Origin of the sequence: Streptomyces sp. NPDC048637, assembly GCF_040650675.1 — a bacterium.
GTDB lineage: Bacteria > Actinomycetota > Actinomycetes > Streptomycetales > Streptomycetaceae > Streptomyces.
Genome location: NZ_JBEZHQ010000028.1, coordinates 98,837 through 118,325 on the forward strand (window position 1 = coordinate 98,837; position 19,489 = coordinate 118,325).

14 protein-coding genes are annotated in these 19,489 nt (G+C 73.0%); 8 read left to right on the forward strand and 6 right to left on the reverse strand.

Going from position 1 to position 19,489, the window contains the following annotated elements:
* Positions 1-81: 81 nt before the first annotated feature.
* Positions 82-2,151 carry a hypothetical protein gene (locus AB0C46_RS29005; RefSeq protein ID WP_362831401.1) on the reverse strand — a complete coding sequence of 690 codons (2,070 nt, stop codon included), beginning with the start codon at positions 2,149-2,151 and terminating at the stop codon, positions 82-84.
* Positions 2,152-2,376: 225 nt separating this feature from the next.
* Positions 2,377-3,771 (reverse strand): transcriptional regulator, encoded by a 1,395-nt coding sequence (locus AB0C46_RS29010; RefSeq protein ID WP_362831402.1) that lies wholly within the window; start codon positions 3,769-3,771, stop codon positions 2,377-2,379.
* Positions 3,772-4,221: 450 nt separating this feature from the next.
* On the opposite strand from AB0C46_RS29010, the gene AB0C46_RS29015 reads away from it, so the two are divergent.
* The 6 genes from AB0C46_RS29015 to AB0C46_RS29040 all read left to right on the forward strand — a co-directional run bounded on the left by AB0C46_RS29015 (position 4,222) and on the right by AB0C46_RS29040 (position 12,098).
* Positions 4,222-4,893 carry a bifunctional DNA primase/polymerase gene (locus tag AB0C46_RS29015; RefSeq protein ID WP_362831403.1) on the forward strand — a complete coding sequence of 224 codons (672 nt, stop codon included), beginning with the start codon at positions 4,222-4,224 and terminating at the stop codon, positions 4,891-4,893.
* Between the two features lie 175 nt (positions 4,894-5,068).
* Positions 5,069-5,953: an ABC transporter ATP-binding protein gene (locus tag AB0C46_RS29020; protein ID WP_362831404.1), complete on the forward strand. Its 885-nt coding sequence runs from the start codon at positions 5,069-5,071 to the stop codon at positions 5,951-5,953.
* Positions 5,950-7,587, forward strand: a complete 1,638-nt coding sequence (locus tag AB0C46_RS29025) for a transporter (protein ID WP_362831406.1) — start codon at positions 5,950-5,952, stop codon at positions 7,585-7,587. The genes AB0C46_RS29020 and AB0C46_RS29025 overlap by 4 nt, the downstream gene beginning before the upstream one ends.
* A gap of 114 nt (positions 7,588-7,701) precedes the next feature.
* Entirely contained in the window at positions 7,702-9,807 is a 2,106-nt protein-coding gene (locus tag AB0C46_RS29030) for a hypothetical protein (RefSeq protein ID WP_362831407.1), read from the forward strand.
* Positions 9,797-11,116 carry a hypothetical protein gene (locus AB0C46_RS29035; protein ID WP_362831408.1) on the forward strand — a complete coding sequence of 440 codons (1,320 nt, stop codon included), beginning with the start codon at positions 9,797-9,799 and terminating at the stop codon, positions 11,114-11,116. Before AB0C46_RS29030 ends, AB0C46_RS29035 begins: the two co-directional genes overlap by 11 nt.
* Positions 11,117-11,489: 373 nt before the next feature.
* Positions 11,490-12,098 (forward strand): hypothetical protein, encoded by a 609-nt coding sequence (locus AB0C46_RS29040; RefSeq protein ID WP_362831409.1) that lies wholly within the window; start codon positions 11,490-11,492, stop codon positions 12,096-12,098.
* 62 nt (positions 12,099-12,160) lie between these two features.
* On the opposite strand, the gene AB0C46_RS29045 is transcribed toward AB0C46_RS29040, so the two are convergent.
* Complete coding sequence (locus tag AB0C46_RS29045) at positions 12,161-13,036, reverse strand: alpha/beta hydrolase (RefSeq protein ID WP_362831410.1); 876 nt, start codon at positions 13,034-13,036, stop codon at positions 12,161-12,163.
* A gap of 496 nt (positions 13,037-13,532) precedes the next feature.
* Complete coding sequence (locus tag AB0C46_RS29050; RefSeq protein ID WP_362831411.1) at positions 13,533-14,225, reverse strand: metal-dependent transcriptional regulator; 693 nt, start codon at positions 14,223-14,225, stop codon at positions 13,533-13,535.
* 185 nt (positions 14,226-14,410) lie between these two features.
* Between AB0C46_RS29050 and AB0C46_RS29055 the strand changes: the two genes are divergently transcribed.
* On the forward strand, positions 14,411-15,178 hold the full coding sequence (locus tag AB0C46_RS29055; RefSeq protein ID WP_362831413.1) for an SIS domain-containing protein: 768 nt from the start codon (positions 14,411-14,413) through the stop codon (positions 15,176-15,178).
* On the opposite strand, the gene AB0C46_RS29060 is transcribed toward AB0C46_RS29055, so the two are convergent.
* Positions 15,166-16,704 carry a PAS domain-containing protein gene (locus AB0C46_RS29060; RefSeq protein ID WP_362831414.1) on the reverse strand — a complete coding sequence of 513 codons (1,539 nt, stop codon included), beginning with the start codon at positions 16,702-16,704 and terminating at the stop codon, positions 15,166-15,168. The genes AB0C46_RS29055 and AB0C46_RS29060 overlap by 13 nt on opposite strands.
* Positions 16,705-17,137: 433 nt before the next feature.
* Complete coding sequence (pdxH, locus tag AB0C46_RS29065; RefSeq protein WP_208681426.1) at positions 17,138-17,761, reverse strand: pyridoxamine 5'-phosphate oxidase; 624 nt, start codon at positions 17,759-17,761, stop codon at positions 17,138-17,140.
* A 472-nt stretch (positions 17,762-18,233) separates the two neighbouring features.
* On the opposite strand from pdxH, the gene AB0C46_RS29070 reads away from it, so the two are divergent.
* Positions 18,234-19,337 carry a citrate synthase 2 gene (locus AB0C46_RS29070; protein WP_362831416.1) on the forward strand — a complete coding sequence of 368 codons (1,104 nt, stop codon included), beginning with the start codon at positions 18,234-18,236 and terminating at the stop codon, positions 19,335-19,337.
* Positions 19,338-19,489: the final 152 nt, after the last annotated feature.

The following is a 19,489-nucleotide window of genomic DNA, read 5'->3' on the forward strand; positions in this document are numbered from 1 at the left end:
GAGCGGCGCCGGGCGGGCTGAGGGGCACCGGGCGGGCAGCCCGGCGGCGCCCGCCCCGTCCTCCACTCAGAGGTCCTCCGCTCAGAGCTGCTCGGGGCGGCGCTCCGTCAGCCCGTACTTCTTGGCGAGCGGGTTCCAGATCTGCGCCGCCTGCTTCTTGGCCGTGGTCGCCTGACCGCTGGCCGCGTTGCCCTGGGCGGTCTGCCGGGTGAGCCGGGCCTTGCCCTTGTGGCAGCCCTTCTTGCCGCCGACCTGTCCGGCCCAGGCCGCGTAGTGGTTGTCCGCGGACGCCGAGGACTGCCAGGCCTTGGTCAGCGCGGCGGTCAGCTGGGCGTTGTTCGGGATCTTGTCGACGGGCAGCTGCTGCAGCCGCTTCACCAGGTCGTTGCGCTGCCCGGCCGCGCCTCGCAGGTCCTTGGCCGCGCCGCGGAGGTTGTCACAGGACTTGATGCTGTTGACGGCGCCGATCACCGAGGAGCGGCTGTTGTTGCTGTCGCCGAGCAGCGCGTCCAGACCCTTGGCCTGGGCCTTGGCCGGGTCGGTGGTCGGCTCCGGCTTCGGCTTCTCCGCCTCCTTGGCTTCCTTCGGCGTATCGGCCCCGGAGTCCTGCTTCTTCGCGGTGTTCTCGCTGCTGTCGCCGCTCAGCGCCCAGCCGAGGCCGAGGCCGGCGCCCGCGAGCGCCACGACGATGATGCCGACGATCGCGGCCGGGGCGAGCCGGCGGCGTCCGCTGCCGCCGTCGTCGTACGAGGCCTGCTGGTCATAGCCGCCGCCGGGCGGGAACTGCTGTCCGTGGCCCTGGCCCTGGCCCTGCTGTCCGTACGGCGGGCGGCCCGGGTCCTCGAAGCGCGGCAGCTGCGCGGTGGAGTCCGGTGCACCGGCCGGTCCGGCCTGACCGGGACCGCCCGGCCCTTCGCGGAACAGGCCGTCGAACTCGGCGGGGGTGGGACGGTCACCGGGCGCGCCGGGGCGGACGCCGTACGGCGCGCCGGGCGGCGGGGTCGGCGCACCGGCGCCCACCGGGGGGATGAGCTGGGTGGCCTCGGAGTCGCCCGCGCCCTGGGCACCGGGCATCGGCTGGGACTGCGGCATCGGCCGGCCCTGGGGCCCGCCCTGCGTCGGCTTGATCGCGCGCAGCATGGTCGTGGACTCGTCGGGCGTCTCGGGGCGCGAGGCCGCCTCGGGCGGCAGCGGCGCGGCGCCGGGGCCGCCGGACCGGGCGTCGAAGGGCGGAATCAGCGCGGTGGCCTCCGCGTCGCCCGCGGCGGGCGGCAGCGGCGCACCGGTCTGCGGAGTCGCCCGCACCAGCTCTCCGGACGGGCCCTGGGGCGGCTGCCCGTACGGCTGTTGAGGCTGCTGGGCCTGCTGCGGCTGCGGGGACTGCTGGCCGAACGGCTGCTGGGGGGACTGCTGGCCGTAGGGCTGCTGCGGGGACTGTTGGGCCTGCTGCGGCTGCGGGGGCTGCTGGCCGTAGGGCTGCTGCGGGGGCTGCTGGGCCTGCTGGGCCTGCGGCTGCTGGCCGTACGACTGCTGCGGGGGCTGCTGGCCGTACGACTGCTGCCCCTCGGGCGGAAGTGCGCCGGGCGCGCCCGGGCCGGGCTGTGCGCCGTGCGGCATGAGCGCCGTCGCCTCGGCGTCGGAGCCGGCCTGCGGCTGCGGCGCGGCGGGCTGCTGCTGGGGCGCCGAGGGCGGCATGGCCGGCGGCACCGGCTGCTGTTCCTGGGGCGGCGCCGGGAAGCCCTGGCCCTGCGGCTGCTGCGGGACGAGGCCCGGCGGGTTCGGGAGCTGTGGCGGGGCGTACCCCTGCTGCGGGCCCTGGCCGTAACCCTGCTGCGGACCTTGGCCGTAACCCTGCTGCGGGCCCTGGCCGTAACCCTGCTGCGGGCCCTGGCCGTACCCCTGCTGCGGGCCCTGGCCGTACCCCTGCTGTGCGGCGGGCTGCTGCCCCTGGGCGGGCGCCTCACCGTACGGCTGCGGGGCGGGGGCGGTCTGCTGACCGGGTCCCCAGGGCTGGCCCCACGGCTGGCCGGCCGGCGGTGCGGCCTGCTGGTCGGGCACCCACGGCTCACCGTTGGCGGGCAGCACAATGCCCTCTCGCGCGGGACCGGCCGCAGAATTCTGCGGGTCGTGACCCTGTCCGCTCTGCGTCACCGTGACTCCTACCAACGTGCAGACCTACGGAATCGTCGGCTGCACGCTACCGGGTCGCAGCAACGTTCGACCACGTCGCCTGGTCACCGCCCCCGCACGCGCCCGGAACGCCCCGGGCGGCCCCCGCCGACCAGGCCTTACGGCGCCCCACGACAAACCCGGCGCGGCCCAACAAAGCAGTCGCCGCACAACAAAGGAGTCGCCGCCCCCGTCGTGAGGCGTTGCTCACGCCGCTGTGGCCCGCAACTCCAGTCGCGCACTGAACTCCCGCACCACCGGTTCGTCCCGATAAGGCTCCAAACGCAGCTGGAAGTCCTCCAGATACTCCGCGCCACGGTCCGAACGCAGTCCGCTCAGCAGCTCCACCGCCTGGGTGCCCGTATGGCAGGCCTGCTCCACCTCGCGCTGCTGTACCTGGGCGCCGGCCAGCAGCAGCAGACCGATGGCCCGGCGCCGGGCCCGGCCGGCCGGATGCCCGTCCAGCGCCTCCTGCGCCCGCTGCGCGGCGGGTCCGGGCTGCCCCAGGTCGCGGTGGCAGTGGGCGAGTTCATCGGCCAGGTAGGCCGGGTCGAAGTGGGTGATCCAGATCGGGTCGTCGCCCGCCTCGGCGGCCGCTTCGGCGTGCTCCATCGCGGTGGCCGCCCGGCCGGCCACCACCTGGAAGGCCCGGCCGTCGCCCAGCAGCGCGTGTCCGCGCGCCTCCGCGGCGCAGAACATCGCCTCCGCGCGCGGTGTGACATGGCCACGGGCGCCTTCCTGCGCGGCGCGCGCGAGCTGGGCGATCTCCCGTGGATTGCCGAGCGAGGCGGCGAGATGGCTCATGCTCGCGGCCAGCACATAGCCGCCGTAGCCGCGGTCACCGGCCGCCTGCGCCAGCCGCAGCGCCTGGATGTAGTAGCGCTGGGCGAGGCCGGGCTGGCCGGTGTCGACGGCCATGTAGCCGCCCAGTTCGGTCAACCGCGCGACGGCGGCGAAGAGTTCACGCCCGACGGACTCACGGTACGAGCCGGCCAGCAGCCCCGAGACCACGCTGTTGAGGTAGTGCACGACGACCGGCCTGACATGTCCGGCGCCGAAGCGGTGGTCGAGCTCGCTGAGCGCTGTGGTCATGGCGCGGACCGCCTCGACGTCCGAGATCCCGACCCGGGCGCCGGCGTTCCGGGCGACCTGGGTGTCCGCCCCGGTGATCAGCCAGTCGCGGCTGGGCTCCACCAGAGCGGACGCCGCGACCGTGGAGCCACTGAGGAAGTCGCGCCGGCCGACATCGCTGCGCCACAGCTCACAGACCTGCTCGATCGCCCCGAGGACGGTCGGCGAGAACTGCAGCCCCACCCCGGACGCGAGATTCTTGCCGTCGGCCATCCCGATCTCGTCGATGGTGACCGTGCGCCCCAGCTTGCGCCCCAGCGCCTCCGCGATCACGGCCGGCGCGCGGCCCCGTGGTTGCTGTCCGCGCAGCCATCTGGCCACGGAGGTCTTGTCGTAACGGAGGTCGAGACCGTGTTCCGCACCGCACATGTTGACGCGGCGGGCGAGCCCCGCGTTGGAACAGGCGGCTTCCTGGATCAGCGCCTGCAGCCGTTCGTTGGGCTGCCGTGCGACGAGTGGCCTGGCGGCCATGCTTGTACCCCCTGTGTACCGCTGTGCGTTCACCGCCGAACGCCGTTCCCTGTGATCGATTCCCCAGGAATATGCCGGATATCCGAGAGATCCTGAATATGCGCGATAGGAGGGATCGTTGTGATATGCGCTGTGCGGAGGATGCTCGGGCGTGAGCGGTTTGTGCCCTGTCCGGTGCATCTTCGGTGCCAAGTGCCGTTCACAGGTGGGGAAGGGTGCGCGGTGCCGTGCACAGATCACGGCGCCGCCGTGCCGGGCTCCCCCCGGGTGCACTTCGGACTGCCGCCGGGCGGTCCGTCCGCCCGTCACGCAGGTGGCTACCCGCTCCTCGGGCCCCGCCCGCATACGCGCCCCCACCGGTGCACCCATGCGCCCCACGTGCGAGAACGATGCGCCGGGGAGTCCACCCCTGAGCCGTAACCCTTGGTGACGAGGGAAGTTGTCCTCAGCGTGGAAAAGACCATCGGAGTCACAGGAGCCTCGCAGATTCCCCTGCAGCGCGGCGAGCAGCTGCTCGAAACTGCGGTGCGTTACGCGGAAGAACGGCATTGGGACGTGTTCCCCGGCGCATGGCTGGAGCACGACGGTGAGACACCGCGCTGCTCGTGCGACGCCGGCGACTGCGCGGCACCCGGCGCACACCCCACCGGACCCGGCTGGGCCGGACAGGCCAGCGGCAGCGCGACCGCCGTCCGCCGGATGTGGAGCAAGCAGCCGCAGGCCTCGATCCTGCTGCCGACGGGCCGGACGTTCGAGGCGCTCGACGTGCCCGAGACCGCGGGCTGTCTGGCGCTGGCCCGCATGGAGCGGATGGAGCTGGCGCTCGGCCCGGTCACCCGCACCCCCGACCGCCGGATGCTCTTCTTCGTCCTCCCCGGTGCCTCGGTGAAGGTGCCCGCCCTCGTACGCACCCTGGGCTGGGCGCCGGCCGCGCTCGATCTGATCTGCCGTGGCGAGGGCGAGTACCTCGCCGCACCGCCGACCCGGGTGGGCGCGCACGGCTCGGTGCAGTGGGCGCGCCGCCCCACCCCGGCCAACCGCTGGCTGCCGGACGCGGAGGAGCTGATCAGCCCGCTCGCCTATGCCTGCGCACGGGACGCGGTCGCGGTCCGGGGGCGCTGATATCCGGACCGTGCCGCTCCCCTTGCTCCCAGGGCTGCCCGCCCCCCGGACCGTGCCGCTCCCCTTGTCCCCAGGGCTGCCCGCCCCCCGGCCCCCGTCCCGTAACCGCCCGTATCGTGGGATGCCAGACGGGGGCCGGGACCGGCCTCTGCGGGGACGTCGAAGGGCAGGACCGGTGGCGAACGAGCCGGAACACATCGATGAGCGGGGCACTTCGGCACCGCCGCAGCGCACCACGGCCACTTCTCCGGGCGGGCCGGCCGCGGCCCCCGGAGGCGGCGCGGCCGGTCCGCCCGCCGTCCGCATCCAGGGCCTGTGGAAAAAGTTCGGCGAGCAGATCGCCGTCAACGGCATCGACCTGACGCTGCCCGCGGGCCGCTTCATCGGCCTCGTCGGCCCCAACGGCGCCGGCAAGACCACCACCCTCTCCATGGTGACGGGCCTGCTGCGGCCGGACGCCGGGCTGGTCGAGATCGGCGGGCACGACGTCTGGCGCGACCCGGTGTCCGTCAAGTCCCGGATCGGGGTGCTGCCCGAGGGGCTGCGGCTCTTCGAGCGGCTGTCGGGCCGCGAACTCCTCGGCTATATAGGGCGGTTGCGCGGCCTCCCGGGCGACGAGGTCGACAAGCGGGCCGGGCAGCTGCTGGACGTGCTCGATCTGGCCGGCTCCCAGCACAAGATGGTGGTGGACTACTCCACCGGTATGCGCAAGAAGATCGGGCTGGCGGCGGCGCTGCTGCACAACCCCGAAGTCCTCTTCCTCGACGAGCCCTTCGAAGGCGTCGACCCGGTGTCGGCGCAGACGATCCGCGGCGTACTGGAGCGCTACACCGCCTCCGGCGCGACGGTGATCTTCTCCAGCCATGTGATGGAACTGGTCGAGTCGCTCTGCGACTGGGTCGCGGTGATCGCCGCCGGTCAGATCCGGGCGGACGGCCCGCTCGCGGAGGTGCGCGGCGCGGCGCCCTCGCTGCAGGACGCGTTCCTCGAACTCGTCGGCGCGAACGACCGGGGCACGGGAGCGAACCTGGACTGGCTGGGCGGTGGCGGCGCCCGATGAGCACCGAATCCGCCGCGGCGGCCGCACGGCCGGCCGCCGCACCGTCCCTGACCGCCGTTTTCGTACGGCTGAAGCTGACACTGCTGCGCAACGGGCTACGCCAGTCGACCGGGCGCACGCTGGCGTATGTCTCGTCCGTCATCGTCGGCCTGCTGTTCGCCTCGGGTGTCGTGGTGGGGCTGATCGCGCTGCGCGGCAACCCCCATGTCGGCGCGCTGGTCGTGCTGCTCACCGGGATCCTCACCCTGGGCTGGGCGGCGATGCCGCTGTTCTTCCCGGCGAGTGACGAGACGCTCGATCCGACCCGGCTGGTCATGCTGCCGCTGCGGCCGCGGCCGCTGATCGTCTCGCTGCTGGCGGCCTCGCTCGTCGGCATCGGCCCGGTCGTCACCCTCGCGCTGGTGACCGGCTCGGTGATCGCGGTCGCGGACGGCGCGGCCGCCGCGGCCGTCGGCGTGATGGCCGTGGTCCTGGTGGTGCTGGTGTGCGTGTCGCTGGCGCGTGCGATCGCCACCGCCTCGGTGCGGCTGCTGACCAGCCGGCGCGGCCGCGATCTCGCCGTGCTGAGCGGTCTGTTCATCGCCATCGGCGCGCAGGGCGTCAATATCGCCGCCCAGAAGCTGGGGAAGCCGGACGGCCTGTCCGTACTGGAGCCGCTGGGCGACATCCTGCGCTGGGTGCCGCCGGTCTCGGCGGTGGGCGCCGTCGACAACGCCGGGCACGGGGCGTACGGGCGGGCGCTGGCCGGCCTGGGGCTGACGGTGCTGGCGCTGGTCCTGCTGCTGTGGTGGTGGCAGCGCACTCTGACCACCCTGATGACGTCCCCGGACTCCTCCACCCTCCAGGCGGTGGAGAAGGACAGCGCACGCCGGGCCGGCGGCGGGGAGCGGGGCCTTGCGCGGCTGCTGTCGCAGGGGCGCACCGGCACGGTCATCCTCCGTACGCTGCGCTACGGATGGCGCGACCCCAAGTCGAAGATGTCGTGGGCGACCGCGCTCGCCGCGGGACTGCTGGTGCCGGTCGTCTCGGCCGTGCAGGGCAGCGGCAGCATCTACACCGCGTTCTCGGCGGCCACGCTGCTCGGCATGCAGATGTACAACCAGTTCGGGCAGGACACCTCGGCGTTCTGGATGGTCGCCTCGACGATCGCCACCCCGCGGGACGCCTATCAGGAGCTGCGGGCCCGCGCGCTGGCGCTGGCGCTGGTGGCCGTCCCGTACGTCACGCTGGTCGTCGTCGGCAGTGCGGCGCTCATCGGGCCGTGGTCGTCCTTCCTGGAGGTGTACGGGCTCTCGTTGGCGGTACTGGGCGCGCTGCTGGCCACTGGGGTGCTGTCGTCGGTGCTCTTCCCGTATTCGATCCCCTCGGAGGGCAACAAGAACGTCGCACCGGGGCAGGGCTCGATCGCCTGGTTCAGTCTCTTCGGCGGGGTCGTGGCGGGTGCCGTGCTGTGCGCACCGCTGCTGGGGCTGACGATCTGGCTGCATGTCGCGGGTCTGCACCACCTGTTGTGGGTGCTGCTGCCGGCCGGTGCGGTCTACGGCGTGGCCGTCGCGGAGCTGGGGCTGCGGCTGATGGCGCCGCGGGCCGCCCGGCGGCTGCCGGAGATTCTGGCGGCCGTCAGCAAGGGCTGAGCGCGCGCCGGCCGGGCCGCGGCGGCCTCGCCGTGGAGTTGTCCACAGGCCGCACCGGCCGGCGCGCGGTGGCGGTAGCGTCATCCACGACCCGGACGAGGGGTGGTGGGGGCGGTGCCGCGCGCCGGAATGGTGCTGGTGGTGGGCTGGTTGACGGTGCTGTTCTGCGCCGGGGCGGTGCAGGCGGCGCCGGCCGGTCCCGCCACACCCGACGACCCGGCGCAGTACGCGTACCTCGCCGCGCAGCTCCGCAAGAGCCCGGTCCATGTCAGCGACCAGATCCCGCGCGAGGTCCCCCGGTCGACCGCGCCCGCATTCGCCCGGGAGGCCCGGCGCCTGGGTGTGCCGACGTACGTCATGGTCCTGCCGCACACCTCCTACGGCACCCAGGCGGACGGCCTGCTCGCCGGTGTCCATGACCGGCTGGGACGCAAGGGCCTGTATGTCGCCCTGAGCGACACGGGCCTGGAGGCGGCGCAGACCTACGGCGTGGACCTGCCCGGCACGGCGGACGCCGTCACGGAATCGGCGTACGCCCTGCCGTACGACGCCACCCCCCGCGAGGTGTTCCGGCACTTCGTGGAGGTGGTCACCTCGGGGCGGGCCCCTCAGCGCGCCGAGGAGGCGCGCGCCACATATGACAACGGGACGTCGGCCGAACCCCCCGGTCTGCACACCGACACCACCGAGCGCGGGAACCAGAGCTTTGTGACGGGTATCGCCGTCATCGGCATTCCGTTGACCGTGCTGCTGGTCACGGTCCATGCCCTGCAGCGGCGCCGGGTGCGGCGTGCGGTGGCAGCGGGCGGACCGGTGCGCGTACCGGGGGCGCGTGGTGGTCCGCGGGGCGGGGGCGGGAAGGCCGGCGGCGGCACGACGGGGAGCGCCCGGCAGCAGCCGGGTGGCGGTCCCGGCCCGTTCCCCCGCGCGCGGCTGCTGCCCCTGATGCTGGGTGCCGCCGTGCTGGGCGGGCTGGTCGCCTTCACCGCGTCCCAGATCTTCGACGACACGACCAGTGGTGACGGCTCCCGTCCCACAGCCGCCGATATGCGGGCCCGTATCGACCGGGTGTCCGCCGGACTGCGCCGCGATCCGCTCTACCTCGACCCCGAGAGCCGGTCCACGCTGGACGGCGCCGAGCGCGCCCAACTCCGCAAGCGCCTACGGGAGCTGGACGTCCCGGTGGTGATCGCCGCCGTGCCCACCCCGACGGACGACGAGTCGGGGGGCGCCACGGAGGTGCTGGCCAAGGAGTTGCACGGCCGGCTGCACCGCGATGTCCTCATGGTGCTCGCCGACCCGGCGACCGGCGTCATCGAACTCGTCAACTACAGCACCCGCGTCGACGACAGCTACCTCGTCGGCCGCCCGCGCGACCTCACCTACACCGGGCCCGCCGAGGAACAGCTCGGCCGTCATCTGGACGAGCTGCTGACGTACGTCGGCAAGGCCCCACGGGCCACGACGGGCGGCAGGCCCTATGACCCGCCGCCCGCCGCCGACCCCGTCGAGGAGAAGGCGCTGCCCGGTCTGTTCACCGGGGACTTCGAACCCGGGATGGTCATCGGCACCTTCGCCGCGGGGCTGGTCTTCGGGCTGGTCGCGGCGGCCCGTGCGGTGGTCCGTCGGCTGGTGCGGCGCAGGAGACCGGCGGGCCGGGGAGCGGGCGGGGCCGCGGTTCGCGCAGCGCCGGACCGGCCCGCGCTGTCATGGCTGCGGCGCACCGCCCGGCAGGATCTCGATGCCCTCACGGCCGCCCTGGAGGCTTCGCCTTCGCTGCCCGAGGAGGCCCGGCGCAGGGCCTGGGAGTGCCTGGACGCCGCGGCGCTGCTGGTCGACGGCGACAGCGACGGCCGGATCGACGCCGATGCCACGCCCGTCGGCCTCACCTGTGCCGTGGTGCTGGCCCGCGCCGGACGGACCGCAATCGAGGAACCGGCCGCCGCGCGCCATGTCTGCCACCGCAATCCGCTGCACGGCGCGGCCCGCAGCCGCGGACCGGTACGGCCCTCCGACGGCGGCCCGGCGCGGTCGTTGCCGGTGTGCGAGGCGTGCCGGCCGGCGCCCGGCCCGGTGTTGCGGCTGCGCTCCCCGGGGAGCGGCGGACGTGACGCGTATGCCCCGTACCCCACCCTGCCGGGACCCCTGGCCGCGCTCGGCGACGGCGTCGGAATCGATCAACTCACCCGCGATGTACGGGAGTACTTCGGTGTGCACTGACCCCCTTCACCCCGCCGGCCCGCAGCGGGCCCCGGCCACCGCCCGTCGGCTGCACCGGGCCCTCGCTCTCGGCGCCGCTTCCGTCGCGCTGCTGTGCTGCGCCGCGGCGCCCGGTGCGGCCGCCGAGAGCCCGGGGCAGAAGATCGCCGATGCGCTGCGCCGCTCCCCCGTCCATGTCGACCCGTCCCTCGCCTCGGCCGTCGACGCGGAACAGCAGCGGGAGCCGGCCGCGCGGATCCGGCGCACCCCTCTGCCGATCCGGGTGGCCCTGGTGCCGCTGGTCGAGGGCGACAGCTGGGGCGGGAAGCCGGAGCAGCTCGCCGAGGTGGTCCATGACCGGATGGGCGGTGGCCCGTCCCTCCTCATCACGCTCGGGAACCACCCCGATGACACCAGCGCCCGCGAATGGCCCTCGGGTGCGCATCAGGCGTTCCATGCCGCCGCCGCGGTCTTCTTCCAGAAGGACATGAAGGGCGCGGGGCCGGCGCAGCGGGTCGCCCGCGCGATCGACATCATCGAGGCCGGCAACGGCGACGCGGTGTACGAGCGGGCCACCGCCGGTCTCGGCGCCCCGAAGTCGACGCGGGGCACGGGGGACGGCGCGGGCGCGAAGGCCACGTCCGCGCACGGCTCCCCCGTCGTGCGGCTCCTGTCCCTCGTCGTCGGGCCGGTGCTGTTGCTGGCCGCGGTCGGGCTGTTGCTGCGGCGCCGGTCGCGGCTGCGGGACCTCTCGACGCCGTTCGCACTGCCGCGCTCGGTCTTCGCCGCCGCCCGGCAGGCGGACGAGGCGGGGCTGCGTGACCGTGCCGCCGAGGAGGTCGTACGGCTCGGCGAGGAGGCTCGCACCGCACAGGGCGACCCGGCAGCCGTCGAGCGGGCGCTCGATGCCTACGCCGCGGCCGGCACGGTCCTGGACCGGGCGTGTGGAGTCCCGGACCTGGCAGGGGTGTTCGCGCTGGTCGCCGAGGGCCGGGCGGCTCTTTCCGCAGCCCCAGCCGCGGCCGCGCTCCCGCTGTGCTTCTTCCATCCCCTGCACGGCCCGGCCGTCCGCCGCATACCCTGGCGGCCGCTGGGCCGGCGCGAGCAACTGCGGGTGGCCGCCTGCGAGACCTGTCTGCGCGCGGTACGCACCCGGCGTGCCCCGGAGGTGCTGACCGACCGGCGGGACGGCCGCCCGGTGCCGTACTTCGAGGTGCCCGCCGAGGACAGCCTCTGGGCGGCCACCGGCTATGGCTCACTGCTGCGCGGCACCGGCGACTCCCTCGCCGGACGGGTCCAGCGCGGCGACTTCACCCGCACACGGGACTGACCGGCGCGCGGTGTTGGCCGGGCCGGTTCGCCAACTCCGTTGGCACGGCCCGCAACCGGCACCCACCGGCCCGTGCCACTCCGCGCGGCCCCGCGCCGCTCCATGATGTGCCACTGCCTTCGCGAATTTCTCCATCATTTGATGCCACATATCAATCGCATGGAATTCACCCCCAATTGGACAAACGATCAAGAGAACGGCCCCGCTTTTTCGGGAATTTCACGCGAATCACCTGTGCCGGTCCCGGGCCCATCTCACGGCAATGTTTCGACAAATCCGAAAGCCCGCTCCTATGCTCCGCTCACACAGCCGTTCGCAAACACACGGGGAACTGTGTTGTGCGACGGGGGAGAATGTCTGCTAGGAGAATGTTGTGCTGCACAAGAAGACCGCTTTGCTGCGCGCCGCCGCGCCCGTCGCCGTACTGGCGCTGGCACTGACCGCCTGCGGCGGCAACAAGAAGAGCGCCACCGCCACCGACGACGCACCCAAGACGGAAAAGGGCTCGTCGGCCCCGGCGGAGACCAGTGAACTGAAGCCCGGTCAGGGCGGTACGGGGAAGTTCAAGGAAGAGAACGGCACCATCACTTACGAGGTCGCCGCGCAAAAGGTGCATGTGGGCACCGAGGCCGAGACCAAGAAACTGGTCTCGGACCCGAAGCGGGCAAAGGGTCTGGTGGCCGCCACCGCATGGGTGAAGTACACGAACAAGGGCGGCGGTGTCGTCAAGGAATCGCCCGACGTGGCCGATGAGTCCGAGATCTACGCGGACGGACAGCGCGGCGGTCTGCTCATCGGTGCCGCCGAGGACGGTCCGGGCTGTGAGGACACCATCGACATCGAGAACTGGAAGGCGGGGCAGAGCCACACCATCTGCCAGACCTACATGATCCCCAAGGGCGCGAAGTCCGTGGAGGTCCACTGGGCCGGTGAGGGCCAGAGCGGCTCCCCGCTGATCTGGAAGTTCAACAACGCCGGCTGAGTCGACGGCATACCGGCTGCCGTGCGTCAGCCCTCGGGAGCCCTGGCGCACGGCAGAGGGCGCTACGTCGGCATCGTGGCCGCCTGGAGAAACGGTTCAATGGCGGCGCACCATGCGTCGGGCTGTTCCCACGGGAGCAGATGTCCGGCGTCGGGGATCTCGGCGTAGGCGCCGCGGGGCAGGACCCGGACCATCTCCTGGGCCTCGGCGCGGCCGAGTTCGGCATCGAGGCCGCGGACCACGAGGGCCGGGCACGGCACCTGGGCAAGCTCTTCCCAATGGGCGTCATGAACCCAGGTCTCACGGGCGCTGAGCATCTGCCGGCGGGAGAAGACGGGCCGCCAGCCGTCCGCGCGCTCGGCCATCACCTCGGCGAAGAACTCACCGCGGGCGGGTCTGGACCGCTCCAGGGTCGGATCGTCCTCACCGAACCACTTACGGACATCCGCGAGGGTGGCGAACGGCACCGGCCAGGACCGGAACCATTCGGTCCATTCGCGCTGCGAGGCCGCGCCGAGCGCCGACGCCCGCATATCGCAGATGACCAGCGCACTGACCAGATCCGGGCGCCGGGCCGCTAACTGCCAGGCCGTCAGGGCGCCCATGGCATGCCCGACCAGGGCGACCGGGGCGAGGCCGAGCTGCTCGATGGCGGCGATGGCGTCATCGACATACGCTTCGCGGTCGTACGGCCCCTCGGCGGGCTTCTCGCTGCGGCCGTGGCCCCGCTGATCCAGCGCGACCGGGCGGTGACGGGCGCTCAGGCGGCGTGCGGTGGCCGCCCAGTGCGAGGCGCGCCCCATCAGGCCATGGAGCAGCAGCACGCCGGGCCGCTGCTCGCCCTCCTCCAGCCCGCCGCCGACCTTGGGCGGGTCGGTGAACTCCCAGGCGGCAAGCCGCACGCCGCCGGTCCCTGCTACATCGATGCGCCGCACCATGTGCCCTGGCACCCCCAATCGTCCCTTGAGCAGCTCCACACTATCGAACCCCTATTCGAACGCACCGTTCCGACGCGGAACACCCCTCGTTCGAGTGACCTCGCTCAAGGATTGGCCGCGCCCGCCACGGGGAGACATCTGCCGGGAGGCGGGCCCTACCGGGAAGGGGGCCCGTGGGGACAGACCCTGGGAGCTCGGGGCTCCGGGTCTTGGGTGGGGGACATGGGGAGGCAGGGCCCCGGCTGCTCGCAGCGCCGGGGCCCTGACTGTCTCCCGAGCAAGTGGATGCATCCGAGCCCCCTCCCCGGCCAGGACAGGCCGATGCATGGCCATGCGTCAGGGTGGCACGAGACCGGCCGTATCGCACGGATTCGCACAAGTCCGTTCAGCGGGAAAGAACTTGCCGAGCCCGCCGAACGGCGCGTCAGCGCAGCTCAGCGGGCTCGGGGGCGATCTGCGGGCGGGAGTGCGAAAAAGAAACCAGCTGAAACTGCTTTCAGCGCTTGGCGACGAAGACATGCGAGGCGATCTCGGAGTCCAGCTCGGCGGCCTCACCGCTGCTGCCGACCAGCACCCCGGCCGGCGACTCCGTCACGCTCACCACCGCGCCCGGCTGCACACCGGCCCGCCGCAGCGTGTACATCAGCTGGGCGTCCGCCTGGATCGGCTCACCGATCCGGCGCACCACGGCCGTCTTCCCGTCGGCCCCGGCGTCCAGATCCATCAGGCTCACCATGCCGGCGTCCAGGAACGGGTCGCCCCCGGACTTCTCGCCCAGCTCTTCCAGCCCCGGGATGGGGTTCCCGTACGGGGACTCCGTCGGATGCCGCAGCAGTTCGACGACGCGGCGCTCGACCGCCTCGCTCATCACATGCTCCCAGCGGCACGCCTCGGCGTGCACCTGCTCCCATTCGAGCCCGATGACGTCGACGAGCAGGCACTCGGCGAGGCGGTGCTTGCGCATCACCCGCGTCGCCAGCCGCCGGCCCTCCTCCGTCAGCTCCAGATGCCGGTCGCCCGCGACCTGCAGCAGGCCGTCTCGCTCCATGCGCGCCACTGTCTGGCTCACCGTCGGGCCGCTCTGTTCGAGCCGCTCCGCGATGCGGGCGCGCATGGGCACCACACCCTCTTCTTCCAGCTCAAGGATGGTGCGGAGATACATCTCCGTGGTGTCGATCAGTCCGGACATGCGTGCCCCTTGATGTGTGGTGCGGTGGCCCTGGACTCAATTCTGACGCATCCGACTGACAACGGTGGCGCCTCGTCCCTACTCCGGACCCGCTCAGCCGTATTGACAGGGCACTGGTCCAGACCGCAACGTGATCCGCGCCACTGATCAGATACGCCGAGATCCGACGAGAGGGGCCCGCGGTAATGGCTGAGAGCGACCGGAGCGACCGGTTGGCCGGGAAGTACTTCGACGCCGCGATCGACCTGCTGCGGCAGGTCCGCGACGCTGAAGACGACCGGATCACCGCGGCCGGAGCACTGATCGCGGACACCGTCGCGGCGGGCGGCCGGGTCTTCTCCTTCGGTGCCGGGCACTCCTCGCTCCCCGCCCAGGACACGGTCTACCGCGCGGGCGGGCTGGCAATCATGAATCTGCTGTCCGTCCCGGGCGTGGTCGGCGTGGACGTGCGGCCCGCGACCCTCGGCAGCGCGCTGGAGCGGGTCGACGGGCTGGCCGGCGCCGTCCTGGACACCAGCCCGCTGCAGCCGGGCGATGTGCTGGTGATCATCTCGCTCTCCGGGCGCAACGCGCTGCCCGTGGAGATGGCTCGGCACGCCCGCGCCCTCGGCATCAAGGTCATCGGCGTGACCTCGGTGGCGTACGCGGACGCGACCACGTCCCGGCACTCCTCCGGGGACTTCCTCAAGGACCACTGCGATCTCGTGCTGGACAGCCGGATCCCGGTCGGCGACGCGGAGCTGACACTGCCGGGCATCGACGCGCCGTTCGCCCCCGCCTCCACGGTCGTCACCAGCGCGATCATGCAGGCCGTAGTGGCGACGGCCGCGGGCACGCTCGCCGAGCGGGGCATCGACCCGCCGCTGCTGCGCTCCGGCAACGTCGACGGCGGGCACGACTGGAACGCCGGGGTGATGAGCGCCTACGCGGACCGGATCTTCTACCGGCAGTGAGCGGCCGGCGCCGGCCGCCCCTCGGCCGCGCCCGCGAGATCCAGGGCGGCGGCGATCCGGGCCGCGACCTCCTCCGCGTAGTCCGCGTCCGCGCGGTCGAACGGGCGGCGCGCGGGCGCCCGCAGAAAGGTCACGACGCCGAGCCTGCGGCCGCGGCTGCACAGCACCACACACAACCCGTGCACCGAGCCGTCCGGCCAATTACGGGCGGCCGCCCAGCCCTCGGACGAGGCGGGCCCGGCGCTGGTGCGCACCGAACCGCGCCGCTCGTACGCCTGGAGCGCCGGATGGCCCGGCACATAGGGCGCGGGAATGCCGGTCGCCGGCATCGTCTCCGACGGGCCGGGGGAACCGGCCGGGGACGCCAGGGTCCGCACCAGACGGGGCGTGCCCGCTCGCATACGGCGCCCGGCCTCCGCACCGGTGGCGGCGGTGCCCCCGGCGCCGGACGACGGCTCGGCACCGCCCGCTGCGCCCTCCGCACCCGCCACGCCGTACGCGTCGAACGCATCGCCCCCGGCGACCGCCCCGAACGGTGCCGGTGCGGGCGTCGTGGCGAGGTCGACCAGACCGTGGTCGGCGAAGCCCGCCAGGGCGAAGTCGAGGTGGAGCGCGGCCGCCCCGGCCGGGTCCGGGCACTCCGCGGCCGCCCGGCCGGCCCGGTGGAGCTGCTGGGCGCGGAAACGCAGCAGGGAGTTCTCCTGCTCGGCGCGCCGGGCGTCCGTGACGTCCTGGAAGAGCCAGGCCACACCCAGCGGTACCGGCTCCTCCGCCAGCGGGGAGACCAGCCGGACGAAGCCGCTGCGCCAGCACCGGCGCGGCACCCCGGCCTCCGCGGAGCGCAGCGTCACCCACAGCTCGGCGACGGCCGGCGGCGCGCCCTCGGCGAGGACGTGCTGCAGCGCGCACTCCAGCTCCTCGACGCCCTGCGCCAGCAGCTCACCCAGGGGGCGGCCCAGCAGGGCCGTGCGCCCCATGCCCAGGGCGCGGGCGGCGTGCGCATTGACGACCGCGGGCCGCAGATCGGCGTCGATCAGCACCACGCCCCACGACGCGTCCGCGAACAGCGCCTCGCTGAGCGCGATGGACCGCTCCAGGTCCAGCTGTGTGTGCACCTCGCTGAAGGCGCAGTACACGCCCACGACCCGGCCGCCGGGGGCGCGGACCGCGGAGGACTGGGTGCGGACGAGAACACGGTGGCCGTCCTTGGTCAGCAGGGCGAACTCATGGACCTGACGGCCCGGGGAGCGCATGGCGGCCGTCAGTGCGGCCTCGATCCCGTCGGCGTCCTCCTTGCGGACCGCCCAGCCGGTCAGGCCCGTACGGCCGACGGCCTCGGCGGTGGTCCAGCCCAGAATGCGCGCGGCTTCGTGGTTCCAGTGGGTGACCGTGCCGTCCGCGGCGAAGGCGACCAGGGCGGCGTCCATACCGTCCAGGAGCGCGGCGAGCAGACCGGAGTCACCGGTCTCGCCGGCGGCGCACCGCGCCGAGGCCGACGCGGCGGAAGAAGCTGACGAAGCAGTCACTGGCACCCCTTACGAACGCGGCCACACGTGCTCCACCTGGGAACATTCAACTGGAACGGGACACCGCACACGCCCGATTCGCGGAAATCGTTGCTAACGGGAAAATCCCTTGTGTGCGGCCGGACGGCTTCCTAATGTGTGGAGCACACGAGAAGGGAGGTGGTTCGGCCAATGATTTCGCACCGGACGCGTGAGGTGGCTGCGGGCTAGCGGCCCGTCGCTTCACCGAAGTGCAGCGCCGGACCGGCGCATACTGCAGATGCGCAGCCGGCCAATCCCAAGCAGTCACCCGACCCGCGGGCTGCCGGTTCGTCCGACCGGCCCTTCGCGCCACCGAGCGCGGAGGAAACAGCCCGCGGGTCGTCTGCGTCTGCACACGGCAGGCGCACCGCCCGGCGACGGGGACACCGTCGCGGCGGCACCGGGCCCGCCCTCAGGGCGCCAGGCGCTCCACGCTCCAGGCGTCGCCCTCCCGCACGTACCGCAGCCGGTCGTGCAGCCGGTTGAGCCGGCCCTGCCAGAACTCGATCGTCTCGGCGGCGATCCGGTAGCCGCCCCAGTGCGGCGGCGCCGGCACCTGCTCCCCCTCCGGGTAGCGGGCCGCCAATTCCTCGTAGGCGCGCTCCAGTTCCTCGCGCGAGCCGACCCGTGCGGACTGGTCGCTGGCCCAGGCGCCCAGCTGGGAGCCGTGCGGGCGGGTGCGGAAGTAGGCGGCGGTCTCGTCCCGGCCGATGCGCTCGGCGGCGCCGGTCACCACGACCTGACGGGCGAGGGGGTGCCAGGGGAAGAGCAGCGAGATGGCCGGATTTTCGGCCAGTTCACGACCCTTCCGGCTGTTGTAGTTGGTGAAGAACACAAAGCCGCGGTCGTCGAACGCCTTCAGGAGAACGGTCCGTGAGCTCGGCCGGCCCGCCGGGTCCACCGTCGAGACGACCATCGCGTTCGGCTCGTGCAGACCGGCCACGGTCGCGTCCTTGAACCAGCGCGCGAACTGGTCGTACGGGCTGGCGGCAAGGTCGGACTCGACGAGTCCCTCGGCGCGGTAGTGGGCACGCATGGAGGAAGGGTCGGGGTTCTCGGCATGAGGCGCGTCGGCGGGGTGCACGGCCTCATCTTGCAACACCCGGTCAGGCGCGGTCAGCCGGGAGAGGCGGAAGTCTGCCCCCGCTCGACCGGCCGTAGCCCTCCCGTCGGCAGATCGACCGGTGTGCGGGTCGCACGCCTCCGCGCAGGTGAGGGACCCGCCACAATCGGGGGCAGGCCCCCTGTGGCCCCCGGGCGGGGAGAGCTATCGTGTCCGTCCGGCCTGAAGGGGCGCACCACACCGCACCTGCCCGCCCGCGGTCCGACCACCGCAGGCAAGACCGTCGCGTGACCCACCCCCTGGCGGGGCATCACCGGGGTGACCGGTACGGACCGCGAGCTGCCCGGCGCAGCCGCGGAACCGCACCGGCGCCGCACACCAGAGACTCGACCGCACGGCAGCCGGTCACGGACCGTTTGCCGTCCCCACCTTGAGGAGCTGCCTGATGTCCGACTTCGTACCCGGACTCGAAGGAATCATCGCGTTCGAGACGGAGATCGCCGAACCGGACAAGGAAGGCGGCTCGCTCCGCTACCGCGGTGTCGACATCGAAGATCTCGTCGGGAAGGTGTCCTTCGGAAACGTCTGGGGGCTGCTGGTCGACGGGGCGTTCAACCCCGGGCTGCCGCCCGCGGAGCCCTTCCCGATCCCGGTGCACTCCGGTGACATCCGGGTCGATGTGCAGTCGGCGCTCGCCATGCTCGCGCCCGTATGGGGTCTCAAGCCGCTGCTGGACATCGACGAGCGGACGGCCCGTGACGACCTCGCCCGCGCCGCGGTGATGGCCCTGTCGTACGTGGCCCAGTCGGCCCGCGGGCCGGGCCTGCCGATGGTGCCGCAGAAGGAGATCGACAAGGCGGAGACCATCGTGGAGCGCTTCATGAAGCGCTGGCGCGGTGAGCCGGACCCCCAGCACGTCAAGGCCGTCGACGCCTACTGGACCTCGGCCGCCGAGCACGGCATGAACCCCTCCACCTTCACCGCCCGCGCCATCGCCTCCACCGGCGCGGACGTGGCGGCCGCGCTGTCCGGCGCGGTCGGCGCGATGTCCGGGCCGCTGCACGGCGGTGCGCCCTCCCGCGTCCTCGGCATGATCGAGGACGTCGAGCGCACCGGCGACGCCTCCGCCTACGTCCGGCAGGCGCTGGACAAGGGCGGCCGGCTGATGGGCTTCGGCCACCGCGTCTACCGCGCCGAAGACCCCCGGGCGCGGGTGCTGCGGCGGACCGCCCAGGAGCTGAATGCCCCGCGCTTCGAGGTCGCCGAGGCCCTGGAGAAGGCCGCCCTGGCGGAGCTGCGCAGCCGCCGCCCCGACCGGGTGCTGGCCACCAACGTCGAGTTCTGGGCGGCCATCGTCCTGGACTTCGCCGAGGTCCCGGCGCACATGTTCACCTCGATGTTCACCTGCGCCCGTACGGCCGGCTGGAGCGCGCACATCCTGGAACAGAAGCGGACGGGCCGACTGGTCCGGCCGTCGGCCCGGTATGTGGGGCCCAGCTCTCGTAGCCCGCGGGAGATCTCGGGCTATGAGGGCATCGCTGCGGGCTGATCTCTTCCCACGTTTTTGGCTGTCCCCCCGTGTGGGACCTCGCCGTTTCGCCTGCGGCGGGCCGGGTCCGCTGCGCGGGGCTTTCGGGGTGCGGTAACGGGCCTCCGCGGGTGGGGGTGTCCGGACTGCTTCGCTTTACGTCCGGACACCCC

Coding starts and splice junctions, on each gene's coding strand:
- AB0C46_RS29010 (WP_362831402.1), bottom strand. CDS start 3,771: ATGGCCGCCAGGCCACTCGTCGCACGGCAGCCCAACGAACGGCTGCAG.
- AB0C46_RS29025 (WP_362831406.1), top strand. CDS start 5,950: ATGAGCACCGAATCCGCCGCGGCGGCCGCACGGCCGGCCGCCGCACCG.
- AB0C46_RS29045 (WP_362831410.1), bottom strand. CDS start 13,036: ATGGTGCGGCGCATCGATGTAGCAGGGACCGGCGGCGTGCGGCTTGCC.
- AB0C46_RS29050 (WP_362831411.1), bottom strand. CDS start 14,225: ATGTCCGGACTGATCGACACCACGGAGATGTATCTCCGCACCATCCTT.
- AB0C46_RS29055 (WP_362831413.1), top strand. CDS start 14,411: ATGGCTGAGAGCGACCGGAGCGACCGGTTGGCCGGGAAGTACTTCGAC.
- pdxH (WP_208681426.1), bottom strand. CDS start 17,761: ATGCGTGCCCACTACCGCGCCGAGGGACTCGTCGAGTCCGACCTTGCC.
- AB0C46_RS29070 (WP_362831416.1), top strand. CDS start 18,234: ATGTCCGACTTCGTACCCGGACTCGAAGGAATCATCGCGTTCGAGACG.